General features: G+C 65.4%; 14 protein-coding genes. 9 read left to right on the plus strand and 5 right to left on the minus strand.

Annotated elements, in window-relative coordinates; genetic code table 11:
* The first annotated feature begins 216 nt into the window (after nt 1-216).
* Nucleotides 217-1119, plus strand: a complete 903-nt coding sequence (locus ATJ78_RS00995) for a hypothetical protein (RefSeq protein ID WP_098405896.1) — start codon at nt 217-219, stop codon at nt 1117-1119.
* 174 nt (nt 1120-1293) lie between these two features.
* Here the strand turns inward: ATJ78_RS00995 and gdhA are convergent, their stop codons facing one another.
* From gdhA to pheA, 4 genes are all read right to left on the minus strand, one after another.
* On the minus strand, nt 1294-2646 hold the full coding sequence (gdhA, locus tag ATJ78_RS01000; protein WP_098405897.1) for an NADP-specific glutamate dehydrogenase: 1353 nt from the start codon (nt 2644-2646) through the stop codon (nt 1294-1296).
* A gap of 144 nt (nt 2647-2790) precedes the next feature.
* Entirely contained in the window at nt 2791-3345 is a 555-nt protein-coding gene (locus ATJ78_RS01005; RefSeq protein ID WP_098405898.1) for a hypothetical protein, read from the minus strand.
* Nucleotides 3342-3872 (minus strand): hypothetical protein, encoded by a 531-nt coding sequence (locus ATJ78_RS01010; RefSeq protein ID WP_098405899.1) that lies wholly within the window; start codon nt 3870-3872, stop codon nt 3342-3344. The genes ATJ78_RS01005 and ATJ78_RS01010 overlap by 4 nt, the downstream gene beginning before the upstream one ends.
* A gap of 31 nt (nt 3873-3903) precedes the next feature.
* Entirely contained in the window at nt 3904-4863 is a 960-nt protein-coding gene (pheA, locus tag ATJ78_RS01015) for a prephenate dehydratase (RefSeq protein WP_098405900.1), read from the minus strand.
* A gap of 49 nt (nt 4864-4912) precedes the next feature.
* Between pheA and pgm the strand changes: the two genes are divergently transcribed.
* The gene (gene pgm / locus ATJ78_RS01020; RefSeq protein ID WP_098405901.1) at nt 4913-6535 is read left to right on the plus strand and encodes a phosphoglucomutase (alpha-D-glucose-1,6-bisphosphate-dependent); all 1623 of its coding nucleotides are present in this window, start codon (nt 4913-4915) and stop codon (nt 6533-6535) included.
* A gap of 18 nt (nt 6536-6553) precedes the next feature.
* Here pgm and ATJ78_RS01025 read toward each other — a convergent pair whose 3' ends face one another.
* Complete coding sequence (locus ATJ78_RS01025) at nt 6554-7456, minus strand: amidase domain-containing protein (protein WP_098405902.1); 903 nt, start codon at nt 7454-7456, stop codon at nt 6554-6556.
* Nucleotides 7457-7789: 333 nt separating this feature from the next.
* Between ATJ78_RS01025 and ATJ78_RS01030 the strand changes: the two genes are divergently transcribed.
* The 7 genes from ATJ78_RS01030 to sufU are packed head-to-tail and all read left to right on the plus strand — an operon-like array spanning nt 7790 to nt 15340.
* Entirely contained in the window at nt 7790-9049 is a 1260-nt protein-coding gene (locus ATJ78_RS01030; RefSeq protein WP_098409131.1) for an ABC transporter substrate-binding protein, read from the plus strand.
* Nucleotides 9050-9099: 50 nt separating this feature from the next.
* Nucleotides 9100-10170, plus strand: coding sequence for a carbohydrate ABC transporter permease (locus ATJ78_RS01035; RefSeq protein ID WP_098405903.1), 1071 nt, complete (start codon nt 9100-9102; stop codon nt 10168-10170).
* Nucleotides 10167-11051 (plus strand): carbohydrate ABC transporter permease, encoded by an 885-nt coding sequence (locus ATJ78_RS01040; RefSeq protein ID WP_098405904.1) that lies wholly within the window; start codon nt 10167-10169, stop codon nt 11049-11051. Before ATJ78_RS01035 ends, ATJ78_RS01040 begins: the two co-directional genes overlap by 4 nt.
* The gene (locus ATJ78_RS01045) at nt 11051-12472 is read left to right on the plus strand and encodes a GH1 family beta-glucosidase (protein WP_098405905.1); all 1422 of its coding nucleotides are present in this window, start codon (nt 11051-11053) and stop codon (nt 12470-12472) included. Before ATJ78_RS01040 ends, ATJ78_RS01045 begins: the two co-directional genes overlap by 1 nt.
* 45 nt (nt 12473-12517) lie before the next feature.
* Entirely contained in the window at nt 12518-13555 is a 1038-nt protein-coding gene (locus tag ATJ78_RS01050; protein WP_098405906.1) for a LacI family DNA-binding transcriptional regulator, read from the plus strand.
* Between the two features lie 55 nt (nt 13556-13610).
* The gene (locus ATJ78_RS01055; protein ID WP_211288403.1) at nt 13611-14903 is read left to right on the plus strand and encodes a SufS family cysteine desulfurase; all 1293 of its coding nucleotides are present in this window, start codon (nt 13611-13613) and stop codon (nt 14901-14903) included.
* The gene (gene sufU, locus ATJ78_RS01060) at nt 14900-15340 is read left to right on the plus strand and encodes a Fe-S cluster assembly sulfur transfer protein SufU (RefSeq protein WP_098405907.1); all 441 of its coding nucleotides are present in this window, start codon (nt 14900-14902) and stop codon (nt 15338-15340) included. The genes ATJ78_RS01055 and sufU overlap by 4 nt, the downstream gene beginning before the upstream one ends.
* Nucleotides 15341-15446: the final 106 nt, after the last annotated feature.

A 15446-nucleotide genomic window follows, 5' to 3' on the forward strand; every position in this document is an offset into this window, starting at 1 on the left:
CGCTGCTCCACCGGGCAACTGTCACAAAGGGCGAGGTTCCGGCGCAGAACCGTGCACATTGTGACCAACGCCAGCGTCTACGGCGGCCGCGCGAACAGCCACGCCACCGTGCTCCGCCACGCGACACGTTGTCCACAGCAGCGGCGACGACCGCGCCTCTCCACAATGCTTCGGGAACAGCTCATGGCCCGTACGAAACGTCGGCACACTCGTGGCATGCGCTTCATCAAGCCACTGCCCGACAGCATCCGCGAGCCCGTCTCTGTCGCGACGGCGCGCGAACGCGGTGCCACACGTTCTCAGCTGCGCAACACGGCGTTCCGCGCACCATTTCACGGCACGCGAGTGCTGGGGCCGGCCGAGCCGTCGCTCCAGGTCTGCTGCACCGCCCTGATGACTCGGCTGCCCGACGGTTCCGCGATCAGCCACCTCACCGCGGCCGACCTTCGATCGATGCGGCTCCCACTTGCGCGTCGCGACGGCGTTCACGCGACCGTGCCGCCGTCGCATCGCGCACCCCGGCATCGCGGCGTACATGGTCACAGCGCGAGGCTGCGCGACACCGACGTTACGCTTGTGGACGGCATCCCCACGACCACCGTTGAGCGCACGTGGTGCGACCTCGGTGCCCTGCTGAGCCTGCCCGAACTCGTCGCCGTCGCAGACGGCGCACTGTGGATCGAAGACGCGACGACGACGCTGTCCGACCTTCGCGACGCCATGCGCGAGCACCGGAATCGGCCGTACTTCCCGAAGCTTCGTCGCGCTCTTGAGCTGACGAGCGCGCACTCGGCATCCCGCCCCGAATCGCTTCTGCGCGTGCATATCGTGCTCAGCGATCTTCCCGATCCCATTCCGAACTACACCCTCGAGCTCACGCACCGCGCCGGGCATCGAGTACTCGACCTCGCGTATCCGAAGTACCGCCTGGGGCTGGAGTATCACGGTGATCATCACCGCACCGACAAGCATCAGTGGCATACCGACATCCAACGAGCCAATGACATCGTTAAGGAAGACTGGGAAGAGCTGCAGTTCACCGGCGCCGATCTGCCGCGCCTCGACGTACTGCTGGCGCAAGTGGAACGCCGCTTGCGTGCACGGGGCTGGGTGGGATAACGACACGTCACATGCAGTCGTCACAAAACGCGACGTTCCCGCGAAGAACCTCACGCATCGAAACCAGCGCCGCAGGCCAGTCCTCACGCCCTCCCGAGCAGTCGTCGCAAAAGGGCGAGGTTTCGCCACGAAACCTCGCCCTTTGCGACGAGAGCGGGTAGGAAGCAGCCGCCGCTAGATGACGCCCTGCGCGAGCATCGCGCTCGCGACCTGCACGAAGGCAGACGTGTTGGCACCGACGACGTAGTCGCCGGGGTGGCCGTAGCGCTCGGCCGCTTCGTAGGCCGAGCGGTGCACGTTGCGCATGATGTCGTGCAGGCGACGCTCGCTGTCGTCGAACGACCAGCGCTCACGCGAAGCATTCTGCGTCATCTCGAGCGCGCTCGTCGCGACACCTCCCGCATTCGCGGCCTTGCCCGGGCCGAACAGCACGCCGGCCTCCTGAAAGGCGTGTACCGCATCGGGCTGCGTCGGCATGTTCGCGCCCTCAGACACGGCAACGACACCGTTCTTGATCAGCGTCTCAGCATCCTTGAGGCTCAACTCGTTCTGCGTCGCGCTCGGCAGGGCGATCTCGCCCTTGACGTCCCACACGGAGCCGCCCTCAATGAAGCGCGCCGATGGCTTGCGCGCCGCGTACTCCGAGATGCGCAGGCGCTCGACCTCTTTGACCTGCTTCAGCAGATCAACGTCGACGCCGTCTTCGTCGACGATGTAGCCCGACGAGTCAGACGCGGTGATCGCGGTTCCGCCGAGCTGCTGCACCTTCTCGATCGCGTAGGTCGCGACGTTTCCCGCGCCCGACACGATCGCCGTGCGACCGTCGATGCCCTCGCCCTTGACGGCGAGCATCTCTTCCGCGAAGAACACGGCGCCGTAGCCTGTGGCCTCCGTGCGCACCTGGGCGCCGCCCCAGCCGAGGCCCTTGCCCGTGAGCACACCAGACTCGTGGCGGTTCGTGAGCTTGCGGAACTGCCCGAAGAGGTAACCGATCTCCCGCCCGCCAACGCCGATGTCGCCCGCGGGAACATCCGTGTACTCGCCGATGTGGTGGTACAGGCCGTCCATGAACGCCTGGCAGAAGCGCATGACCTCGGCGTCGGACTTGCCGTGCGGGTCGAAGTCGCTGCCGCCCTTGCCGCCACCGATGCCCTGACCGGTGAGAGCGTTCTTGAAGATCTGCTCGAAGCCGAGGAACTTGATGATCGAGAGGTTCACCGAGGAGTGGAAGCGCAGCCCGCCCTTGTACGGCCCCAGTGCAGAGTTGAACTGCACGCGGAAGCCGCGGTTGACGTGCACGCGGTTGCCGTCGTCCGTCCACGGCACGCGGAACATCACCTGGCGCTCCGGCTCGACCATTCTCTCGAGAATGCCTGCCTCGATGAACTCCGGGTGCTCGATCAGTGCGGGTGCGATCGACTCGAGCACTTCATGCAAAGCCTGGTGAAACTCGGGCTCATTGGCGTTGCGCGCAACGGCGGTTTCGTAAACGGAGCTGAGGTAGTCATTGACGGTGGAATTCGTCACATGCGGTCTTTCTGTGTGTTTCGTCGAAGCGACAGACTGCGCCGGCTGAAGCTCGTCTGGCGGGCACGCGCATGCGGGGTTGCGGCGCGCAAAGCACCGAGACAGGGGGTATGACCTTTCGTGGGGCCAGACACAGTTTCGCTGTTACAGCGGGGTTTCGTCAATCTCGCGACGACGAATGGATGCTGCCACATGCCAGCGCGCGGCCAGCCAGAACAGCCCCGCGAACGTGATCAGGCCGCCCGCGAACACCGGGATCATGTACGCGTGCGGGGTCCACCGGCCGTTCACGAGAGGGTTCCAGTACCCGCGAAATATAGGAACCTCGTTCGACACCGCGAGGAGCTTGTTGTCTGACACCCAGACAGTCACCGGCTCCGCAGAGAATGAACCGGCGGCCTCCGCTTGTCGCAAGAGGATGTCGCGGATCCGCGCGGCCATACTGTCGACGAACCCGGTGTCGGTGGCGTCGAGCTCGCTCCCGCCTGCTGAGAAGATCACGTACTCCTCGACGTCTTCAGGCACGTCGCCGTCCTTCACGGTAATCGCGGACTGCGCTGAGTCATGACGGTGCGCGAGCCCCTGCACGACGTACGCGACACTGCCGATGCTCAGCACGAGCCCAAGCAGCGTCACGATGACCGCGCGCGACGACCGGAAGCGGCGAGGTGCGGCGCGCGCAGCAGCCGAGCCCGTCATCGATGCTCGCGCCGCTCACGCCGCCACGTGATCGCTGCGAAGAACACGACGCCCATCAGAACGAGGAGCCCGACGGCAAATCCAAACGGCGCAAGGCCGAGGGCGAACTGAGCTTGTGTATACGCGTCTTGCGTCTGCTCGTTGTCTCCGAAGGCGCCGCCGAAAATGTCGCTCGTCGCCGAAACAGCCGACGAGTATGAGGTCCACGACCACACAACGAGAGCGGCTCCGAGCACGACGATGAGCCACACGAAGGGGTTGCGCAGCAGCAGCGCTGTCTCGCTGCGCGGCGCCGGCGCAGCAGCATCCTGAACCTCTCGCTCCTCACGGTCGATCGCTCCCCCTGGCGCAAGATCGTCAGCGTCGAGAACGGGAATGTCACCGGGAAGTTCCGGCGACGGCTGCGTCGACGCCTCGTGACGCCGGGACGGCCGAGGCGCGCTGGATTCACCGTGCACGTCGGGGTCGTATCCGGGCTGAAACCGCGGGTCGAATCGCGGATCGAAACCGGGTGTCGGGTTGGGCACGTTCAGCTCCTTCGGTGAATCGTGGGCGGGGTCAGTACGCCGCGTCGGGCTCCCCCGAGATCAGGCCGCGCAGCCAATCGCGGGCCTCGATGTACACGTCGTCGTCGTACCGCGCGTCGAAGCGCACCGGCGTTTTGTCGGCGCGCGGGTACGAGCCGAGAAATGTTACGCGCGGGCTGAATCGGTGAATTCCCATGAGCGCATCGGCGACCCGCTCGTCGCGAACGTGGCCGTCGACGTCGATCACGAAACGGTAGCGGCCGAGCTCATCGCCGATGGGGCGCGACTGAATCATCGTCATGTTCACACCGCGCGTCGAGAGCTGCTCGAGCATGTCGAGAAGGGCACCCGGCTGGTCGACAGGCAGCTCGGCCACGAAGCTCGTCTTGTCGGCGCCGGTGGGGTCAGGGATGCTGCGCGACGTCGTCACGAGCACGAAACGTGTGACGGCATTGAGGTTGTCGCCGATGTGCTCCGCGAGCACCTCGAGGTCGTAGTGTTCGGTGATCGTCGGCGGTGCGATCGCGGCGTCGGCGACGTCGCTCTCGAGCAGGTTCGCGGCGGCCGCGACGTTGCTCGTCGACGGAATGTGCGTGTGACCGGGCAGGTTCTTCTCGATCCAGCGACGGCACTGCGCGTAGGCGACCGGATGCCCGTTGAGATGGGTGACCTGGTCGAGAGTCGTGCCTCTGCGAGCGACAACCGTGAAGTCGACGGGCACAAGGTACTCCCCCATGATGCGCAGTCCCGGCGTGGTGGCCAGAGCGTCTTGCGCGGCAGAGACCCCGCCGTCGATCGAGTTCTCAAGGGCGACGACAGCGCCGTCAGCAACACCGTTCGCCACATCAGAGAACGCCTCGCCGACGTTGTTGACGCTGCGCCAGTTCTGCCCCTGTGCCTCGGCGACCTGCGCAAGCGCCGCCTCCGTAAACGTTCCCCGCGGACCAAGATAGCTGTACGTGCGCAAGGTCTGGGCGTCGTTCTGAGGCATAGCCTCGAGCCTAGTCGCCTCCGCCAGCGGGCACTGAGACAATGGGCAGATGAACGAGCGTGCTGGAACCGTCGCCACCGACGAGGATCTTGTCGACATCGAAGCTCTGATCGCCGCGTATCACGAGCGCAAGCCCGACCCCAGTGTCGCCTCGCAGCGCGTGGTGTTCGGCACGAGCGGTCACAGAGGATCGTCGCTCAACTCAGCATTCAACGACGATCACATTGCCGCGACCACGCAGGCGATCGTGGAGTACCGGGCTTCGATCGGCGTCGACGGACCTCTGTTCCTGGGAGCCGACACGCACGCGCTCAGCGCCCCCGCGCATACGACGGCGCTCGAAGTGCTGGTGGCGAACAACGTGCACGTGCTCGTCGACGAGTTCGGCGACTACGTGCCGACGCCCGCGCTCAGCCACGCGATCCTCGTCTACAACAACGATCCGGCGCACCACGATCGCGCCGACGGCATCATCATCACGCCGAGCCACAATCCGCCGACCGACGGCGGCTTCAAATACAACCCACCCCACGGCGGCCCCGCCGACAGAGACGCGACATCGTGGATCGCCGACCGCGCCAACGCGCTCATCGAGGCTGGTCTCACCGATGTGAAGCGTGCCCAGCCGAGCGCTGTCGACACCTACGATTTCCGCGGCCGATACGTCGACGATCTCGCGAGCATCATCGACATGGATGCTGTCAAGGCTTCGGGAATCCGCATCGGAGCCGACCCTCTCGGTGGTGCGAGCGTGCACTACTGGCAGGCGATCGCCGAGCGCTATGACCTCAACCTCACAGTCGTGAACCCCCTCGTCGACCCGACGTGGCGATTCATGACGCTGGACTGGGACGGCAAGATCCGCATGGATCCCTCAAGCCCGTCGGCCATGGCGTCCGTTCTGACCCATCAGAGCGACTACGACATCCTCACCGGAAACGACGCCGACGCCGACCGGCACGGCATCGTCACGCCCGATGCGGGACTCATGAACCCGAATCACTTTCTCGCTGTCGCGATCGACTATCTCTACCAGCACCGCCCGGGCTGGAATCCGGATGCTGCGATCGGAAAGACGCTCGTGTCAAGTTCCATGATCGACCGCGTCGCCGCATCCCTCGATCGCACACTGTGGGAGGTGCCGGTCGGATTCAAGTGGTTCGTTCCCGGGCTCGTCGACGGCTCGGTCGGGTTCGGCGGCGAAGAGAGCGCCGGCGCGAGTTTCTTGCGCATGGACGGAACCGTCTGGACGACAGACAAAGACGGCATCCTGCTCTGCCTTCTCGCCGCTGAGATTCGCGCTGTCACCGGAAAGTCACCGTCGCAGCTGTACGCGGGACTCACGCAGCGCTTCGGCGATCCCGCGTACCGGCGCGTCGATGCTCCAGCGAGCCCGCAGCAGAAGGCCGCGCTCAAGAAGCTCGACGGCGATGCGATCACGGCAACCTCGCTCGCGGGCGAAGAGATCACAGCGAAGCTCTCGCACGCGCCGGGCAATGACGCGGAGATCGGCGGAGTCAAGGTCGTGACTGAGAATGCCTGGTTCGCGGCGCGTCCGAGCGGTACCGAAGACGTGTACAAGATCTACGCCGAGTCGTTCCGCGGGCAGGAGCACCTCGAGCAGGTGCTCGCCGAGGCGAAGAGCATCGTCGACGCTGCACTCGAGGGCTGAGCGGGAACGGCCGGCTGGCTACGGGATCGAGTAGAACCAGACGTCGCCGCCGGGATGCTCCTCGGTGAGCGTCTCGTCGAGGTCGCGGAAATCGTAGTCGACGTTGTGCCCGACGAGCTTGATGTCGATGCTGCCGTCGTCGTTCGCGATCACGTCAGAGACGATCATGACGTGGTCGCGATACCCCGTTCCGCTCCAGCTGAAGACCGCAACGTCTCCGACCGCAACCTGATCGCGCTGCTCGCTGCTCAAGCGGGTCACATCGGGAACGGTCTGCAGCCAGTTGTCGAGTGCCGGCACGAACGACCAGGCTGAGGTCGCGCTCCCCGCTGAGTTGCGCCACGTCGCGGTCTGCTCCCACCCGCGAGCGGCGAGAGTCTGCGAGACGAAGTTGGCGCAATCGCCTCCGAGCGGGTTGTAATTGCCCCACTCGTCGTCGTTGTAGTCCTTCCAGTACGCCAGCGCGTACTGCATCTGCCGGTCGACATCGCTGACGGCCGTGTACTCGTAGCTGAGGTCTCCGGTCGCCGGCACGGTCTGCTCGCCCGACTTCGCGGTTATGGCGACGCTGCCCGACTGGTAGGTGGCGTGCCGTGGTGCGACCACCGTGATGGTGTTCTCGTCGACGACGGTCAGGTCGGTCGCGGCCTGCTCGCCGAACATCACCGCCGTCACCTGCGACAGCGACGAGCCCGTGAGCGTGACGGTGTCGCCACCCGAGAGGGATCCGGATGCCGGTGAGGCCGCCTCGACCGTCGGAATCGCGATGGGGGTCGCCGTCGCCGACGGAACGGGACGCGGCTGGAGACGCTGTGCGACCGTGCCCGCGGTCTCGGCGAAAGCCGCGGTGCATCCCGCGAGCAGCAGCGCAGACACGACGAAAACCGCCGCGGCAGCGACGGTACGTGGCGAATGACGCATGGAGACCTTCGGAGCGGGGATATGTTTCGCCCCCAATCTTAGGCGAAGCGACCTGAGAGCAGCGAGCGCGCCGCCTCCGCGAGAACGATGTCCTTCAACTCATGTCGCGCCAAGCCCCGCGCAACCGGCAAGCGTTTGCTTCTCGAAGGACGATTGACAAATCCTCGCGAACCTGTCTAGAGTCTTGTCCAGTTTGAGTGAGAGCGCTCTCACGGCGTCAAATGAGAGCGCTCTCACAAAACGCACCAATCCACCACCCACAAAGGAGTGACCGTGAAACTCTCACGACGCACCACCGCAGCAGCGACAATTGCCGGTGCTGCAGCCTTCGCGATGCTGGCGACGGGCTGTTCCGCAGGCAGTGGCTCTGCAGCATCCGGTGACGAAGACATCACCCTCACCATCACGACGTTCGGAACCTTCGGCTACGACGACCTCTACAAGGAGTACGAAGAGCTGCACCCGAACGTCACGATCAAGCCCACCAACATCGACACCGGAGGCAACGCGCGCACCGACGCCTTCACGAAGCTCGCGGCCGGCTCTGGCCTGAGCGACATCGTCGCGATCGAGGAGGGCTGGCTCGGCGCCATCATGGAGGTCTCCGACCGCTTCGTCGACCTCAACGATTTCGGCGCTCAGGACATCAAGGACCGCTGGCTCGACTGGAAGTTCGAGCAGGGCACCGACGCGGACGGCCGCGTCATCGGCTACGGAACCGACATTGGCCCGACCGGCCTCTGCTACAACGGCAAGCTCTTCGAAGAAGCAGGCCTGCCGAGCGACCGCGCCGAGGTCGCCGAATTGTTCGGGGGCGCCGACGCGAGCTGGGACACCTACTTCGAGCTCGGTGCCGAATACACCGAGAAGACCGGCAAGGCCTGGTACGACCACTCGGGCTTCGTCTGGAACTCCATGGTCAACCAGATGGACGAGGGTTACTACACCTCGGACGGCGAGCTCAACATCGAGGGCAACTCTGAGATGCGCGACCGCTTCGATCAGCTCGCCGAAGCCACGCTGAACGGCCAGTCGGCCGCGCAGACCGCATGGGACTGGGGCGGCGGTAAGGCATTCGTCGACGGCTCGTTCGCCACGTTCGTGTGCCCGGGCTGGATGCTGGGAACGATCAAGGGTCAGCTTGAGGCTGGTGGCGGCGACGCCAGCACGGGCTGGGACTTCGCAGACGTCTTCCCCGGAGGCCCCGTGAACTGGGGCGGCGCGTTCCTCTCGATCCCGACGACCTCGAAGCACCAGGAAGCAGCAGCTGAGCTCACTGCATGGCTGACCGCTCCCGAGCAGCAGGTCAAGCAGTCGAAGGCTGCCGGCAACTTCCCGAGCACGATTGAAGCGGCCGAGACCATTGCTGAAGAGTCAGCACCGAACGAGCTGTTCAACGACGCACCAACGGGTGCCATCCTCGCCGAGCGCGCCAAGGGCGTGAAGGCGCAGTTCAAGGGCCCCGACGACTCCGTGATTCAGGAGAACGTCTTCGGTCCGGCGCTCAACCTGCTCGACCAGCAGGAGGCGACAGCAGACGAAGCATGGCAGCAGGCCATGGATCTTCTGCAGGATCTCGTCATCGACAACTGATGTCAGGGGGCTCCCGGTCACAGCCGGGAGCCCCACACGATTGGGCACTCATGACTGCAACACTCACCCCGGGCACGACAACGCCTCCCCGTCCTTCACAGCCGCGCACAGCCGATCGCGCTGAGCGCCGACGCCACTGGCTCAGCCGCCTCGACGTCAAGGCTTCTCCGTACGCTTACGTCGCGCCGTTCTTCATTCTGTTCGGACTCGTCGGCCTCTTTCCGCTCATCTACACGTTCGTCGTCTCGCTCTACGACTGGGACCTTCTGAAGGGCCAGGGCGACTTCGTCGGCATCGCCAACTTCATGAGTGTTCTGCAAGACGAGTACTTCTGGAACTCGCTGTTCAATACGCTCAGCATCTTTATTCTCTCGTCGATCCCCCAGCTCATCGCCGCAACGTTCATCGCGGCGATCCTCGACCAGAACATTCGCGCCAAGACGTTCTGGCGCATGAGCGTTCTGCTGCCCTACGTTGTGACGCCTGCCGCTGTCGCGCTCATCTTCTCGAATATGTTCAGCGAGGACTACGGCCTCATCAACAACATGCTGCAGAACTTCGGCCTCGACGCCATCGGCTGGAAGACCGACACCTTCGCGAGCCACATCGCGATCGCGACGATGGTCAACTGGCGATGGACCGGCTACAACGCGCTCATCCTGCTCGCGGCGATGCAATCCGTGCCGCGCGACGTCCACGAATCCGCGGCGCTGGATGGCGCCGGAGCACTGCGCCGGTTCTTCAGCATCACCCTCCCAAGCATCCGCCCCACCATGGTCTTCGTCATCATCACGGCGACCATCGGCGGTCTGCAGATCTTCGTCGAGCCTCGTATGTTCGACGCCTCGACGGCGGGCGGCGCTCAGCGTCAGTTCCAGACGACGGTTCTCTACCTGTGGGAGATGGCATTCTTCCGTCAGAACTTCGGTGAGGCATCAGCGATCGCGTGGCTGCTGTTTCTCATCATCATCTGCTTCGGCCTGATCAATTTCATGCTGTCGAGGACCATCGCCACCGCCGAGACCAAGGTGACCTCGACGAGGCGGCAGAAGCGGCTCGCTCGCTTGCGAAGCGCTCGATCCACACCCGCCACGACGCGCAGCACGGAGGACGCACAATGAGCATCGCAGTCAAGCAGAAGCAGACGGCTCAGGATGCTGCGAAGCGCCGCCGCTTCTTCGGCATCGATCGCCGACCGGGCTTTCTCACGTACGGCCTGCTCACGGTCTTTCTCGTGTGCTCCGCCTACCCGCTCTGGTGGTCGTTCATCATGTCGACGCGGCCCAACTCGGACTTCGGGCTGAGCTGGCCGCCGCTGCTGCCCGGAGGCCAGTTCTGGATCAACGTGCAGACGGTTCTCGAATCGATTCCGTTCTGGAAGGCGCTGGCCAACAGCCTCATCATTTCGTGCGTCATCACGATCTCGGTCGTGACGTTCTCGACGCTCGCGGGCTACGCCTTCGCCAAGCTGCGGTTCCGCGGCCGCAACGGCCTCATGGTCTTCGTGATCGCGACCCTCGCGGTGCCGACGCAGCTCGGAATCATTCCGCTGTTCATGCTCATGCGCAACTGGGGCTGGACGGGCAGCATCGGAGCGGTGATCATTCCGCTGCTCGTGACGGCGTTCGGCGTGTTCTTCATGCGCCAGTACCTCGTCGACGTCATTCCTGACGAGCTGATCGAGGCCGCGCGCGTCGACGGTGCCAACATGATCCGCACGTTCTTCCATGTCGCAGTTCCCGCAGCCCGTCCCGCAATGGCGATCCTCGCGCTGTTCACCTTTATGACCGCGTGGACCGACTTTCTCTGGCCGCTGCTCGTGCTCGACTCGACGAACCCCACCCTGCAGACGGCGCTCAGCCAGCTGCAGTCTGCGCACTACGTCGACTACTCGGTCGTTCTGGCCGGTGCAGTACTCTCGACAATCCCACTGCTTGTACTCTTCGTACTGGCAGGCAAACAACTCATTTCCGGAATCATGCAAGGAGCCGTGAAGGGCTGATGACACTCAACTTCCCGCCGACGTTCATGTGGGGATCCGCCACCGCCGCCGCTCAGGTCGAGGGGGCAGGGCACGAAGAAGGCAAGCGCGACTCCGTGTGGGACGCTTTCGCTCGCGTCCCCGGCGCCGTCGCGCGAGGCGAGAACCTCGAGGTCGCCGTCGACCACTACCACCGCTACCGCGAAGACGTCGCGATCATGCGTGAGCTCGGACTCGACACCTACCGGTTCTCAACGAGCTGGTCGCGCGTGCTGCCCGACGATGGCGACGTCAATCAGGCGGGCATCGACTTCTACAGCCGTCTCGTCGATGAGCTGCTCGAAGCCGGAATACTCCCGTGGCTCACCCTGTATCACTGGGATCTGCCGCAGGCGCTCGAAGAGCGCGGCGGGTGGGCGAACCGCGAGACGGCCGAACGTTTCGTGCGCTACGCGGAGGTCATGTACGCCGCCCTCGGCGACCGCGTGAAGCACTGGACGACGTTCAACGAGCCCTTCTGCTCATCGCTGCTGGGGTACGCGTCGGGCGTTCACGCACCCGGTCGACAGGAGCCGGATGCTGCCGTCGCAGCGATTCACCATCAGCACCTCGCTCACGGTCTCGCCGTCAACCGCCTGCGCGAGCTGGGTGCCGAGAGCCTCGGCATCACGCTCAACCTGTCGAACTCGATTCCGCTCGACGAGAACGATCCCGTCGACGTCGAGGCGGCGCGCCGGTTCGACGTGCTGCAGAACCGGGTCTTCCTCGAGCCGATCGTCACGGGCGCGTATGCCGACGACACGCTCGCCGATCTCGAGCAGTTCGGTCTGCGCGAGCGAATTCAGCCGGGCGACATGGAGATCATCGGAACCCCGATCGACTTCTTGGGCGTCAACCACTACCACGACGACCAGGTGTCGGGGCATCCGTCGCCGGGCTCCGATGGCCACTCGGGTGCCACGGACCGCACGCTCTCGTCGCCGTGGGTCGGCAGCGAGCATCTCGCGTTCCCCTCGCGAGGACTGCCGCGCACCGCTATGGGCTGGGAGGTCAATCCGTCGGGGCTGCGCGTGCTGCTCACACGGCTGGGGCGCGAGTACCCGAACCTGCCGCCGCTCTACGTCACCGAGAACGGCGCGGCGTACGACGACGTCGTGTCTGACGACGGCCGTGTGCACGACCCCGAGCGCGCCGCGTACATTCGAGACCACGTGCAGGCGGTCTCCGACGCCATCGCCGACGGCGCTGACGTGCGCGGATACTTCGTATGGTCGCTGCTCGACAACTTCGAGTGGTCGTGGGGCTACGACAAGCGGTTCGGCATTGTGCGCGTCGACTACGACACGCTCGAACGCACCGTGAAGGACTCCGGCCGCATGTACGCCGATCTGATTGCACAGGTCCGCTCGCGCGTGGGCGCCGATGCGGCATCCGCGCATTAAGGTGGGAGCAAGCACTCTGCCAGCCGATGGAGGGGGACGGGCGCGATGACCGATCGCACAATCGCGAAGCCAAGCGCGCCCACCCTCGAGGCCGTCGCCGCGCACGCCGGCGTCTCGCGCGCCACCGTGTCGCGCGTCGTCAACAACTCGCCGAAGGTGACCGATGAGGTCGTGGCGATCGTGAACGCAGCCATCGACGAGCTCGGATACGTTCCGAACCGCGTCGCCCGGTCGCTCGCGAGCCGCAAGACGCAGGCGATCGCGGTCATCGTTCCCGAGACGGCGTCGAAGGTGTTCGACGACCCGTTCTTCTCATCGATCGTGCAGGGCGTCGCACTGCACTTGGCGGGCACCGAGTACACGCTCAGCCTGCTGATGGAGACCGAGAACTCGTCGGCAAAGACGCGGCGCTACTTGCGCGGCGGAAACGTGGACGGGGCGCTCATCGTGTCGCACCACGTCAGCGACCACTCGTACACGCAGCTGGGCGCGACGGTGCCGATGGTCTTCGCGGGGCGCCCACTGATTCCCGAAGCCGTCGCGAGCTACTACGTCGACGTCGACAACGTCGAGGGCGCTCGCATGGCGACGAATCATCTGATCGAGTTGGGCCACACCCGCATCGCGACGATCGCCGGCCGCACAGACATGCCTGGGGGCCACGACCGTCTCGCGGGCTGGCGAGCTGCGATGGCCGCTGCGGGTCTCGACGACTCGCTCGTTGCGCACGGTGACTTCTCCCCCGCTGACGGCGCGGCGGCGATGCGCGCTCTGCTTGAGCGCGGCGAGCCCATCGACGCCGTCTTCTCGGCGAACGACCAGATGGCGGTCGGGGCGTACTCGGCGGTGCGGAGCGCGGGCCTGCGGATTCCCGACGACATCTCGATCGTGGGTTTCGACAATGATCGCTATGCTGCGACCGCCTCGCCGCCCCTGACGACCGTCGACCAGTCGCCCGAGCAGATGGGCGAGGCGATGGCCGGCATCCTGCTGCGACTCATCGACGGCGACGAGACGGTGCCGAACGCGACGATGATGCCACTCGAGCTCGTCGTGCGCGAGTCCACAGCCCCGCGTCGCTGAGCCGCCGCCGGGTAACACCGCCCCCGACCGGGGCGGTGCGCGAGACAATGGATACGTGACAGTTCAGACTCTGACCCTCGACGACACGACGGTTCGCCGCATCCGATCGGACTTTCCCGAGCTCGATGCGCAGGTGAACGGCGCACCCCTCGTGTACCTCGATTCGGGCGCCACGAGCCTCAAACCGACGAACGTTCTCGACGCTGAACGTTCATTCGCCGAGAACTACACCGCTGCCGTTCACCGCGGAGCCCACACACTCGCAGCTGAGGCGACCGAGCTGTTCGAAAGCGCGCGCGAACGCGTTGCCGCCTTTGTCGGGGTCGACGCAGACGAGATCGTCTGGACCTCCAACGCGACAGAAGCCGTGAACCTCGTCGCCTACGCGATCGGAAACGCGACGGTGGGGCGCGGCGGCGCAGCATCCGAAAGATTTCGACTCGCCCCGGGCGACGAGATCGTCGTGACCGAGGCTGAGCACCACGCCAATCTCATTCCATGGCAAGAGCTCGCGGCACGCACGGGCGCCGTCGTGCGGGCGATCCCGGTCGATGACCAGGGACGCCTCGACCTCGACGCCGCTGCCGAGATCATCGGCGAGCGCACACGTATCGTCGCCTTCGCGCACGCCTCGAACGTGACGGCCGCGATCGCGCCGGTTGCCGAGCTCGTCGCACTGGCGCACGCGGCCGACGCCCTTGTTGTACTCGACGCGTGTCAGTCGGTGCCGCACATGCCCGTCGATCTGCACGCACTCGACGTGGACTTCGCCGTATTCTCGGGCCACAAGATGCTCGCCCCCACAGGAATCGGTGCGTTGTACGGGCGTCGCGAACTGCTGAATGCGCTTCCGCCGTTTCTCACGGGCGGATCGATGATCACGACCGTCACCCTCGAATCGGCGGAGTACCTGCCCGCGCCGCAGCGCTTCGAGGCTGGAACGCAGCGCATTTCGCAGGCGATCGCCCTCGCTGCCGCATGCGATTACCTGAGCATTGTGGGCCTCGATCGCATCGCCGCCCACGAGCACGAGCTCGGCGCGCGTCTTGTCGACGGACTGCAGCAGATCGACGGTGTGCGTCTTTTGGGCCCGACGGATGCTGCTGCTCGCACCGGCCTCGCGGCATTCGATCTCGCGGGCGTTCATGCTCACGACGTGGGGCAGTTCCTCGACGACCGCGGCATTGCCGTGCGCGTCGGCCACCACTGCGCTCAGCCGCTGCACCGGCGCTTCGGAATGACAGCATCCACCCGCGCCAGCACCTACCTGTACAACACGACGGCTGATGTCGACGCGTTCCTCGACGCCCTCACGGGCGTGCGCTCGTTTTTCGGGGTGAGCGCATGAGCGGGCTCGAGAGCCTGTACCAGCAGGTCATTCTGGATCACTCCCGCGAGAAGCACGGTTTCGGGCTGCGCGAGGGCGAAGCAGCATCCTCCCATCAGTTGAACCCGACGTGCGGTGACGAGCTGACGCTGCAGGTGCACGTGTCAAGCGACGGCGAGACGATCGACGCTGTCACGTGGGAGGGCGCGGGGTGTTCGATCTCGATGGCGTCTGCGTCGCTGCTGAGTGACCTGGCGGCCGGGATGCCGGTGGCGGATGCGCCCGCTCGCATTGCGCTTTTTCGGGAGCTGATGCGTTCGAAGGGCGCCGGCGTCGACGACGACGAGCCGCTGGGCGACGCCGCTGTGCTTGAGGGCGTGTCGCGCTACATAGCTCGCGTGAAGTGCGCGATGCTCGCGTGGGTCGCTCTTGAGGACTCCCTGGCGAAGCTGCCGTAGCCTCGCCCGAGCGCCGCCAGTCATCCGCGTCCCTTCTGTTCCAAGCGAGCCACCTGCTCCCCGCGAGCCGACCCCGCCAGCGCCAAAAAATGTTTGACGACGCCCT

The sequence above is a fragment of the Paramicrobacterium agarici genome (genome assembly GCF_002563955.1).
Lineage (GTDB): Bacteria > Actinomycetota > Actinomycetes > Actinomycetales > Microbacteriaceae > Paramicrobacterium > Paramicrobacterium agarici.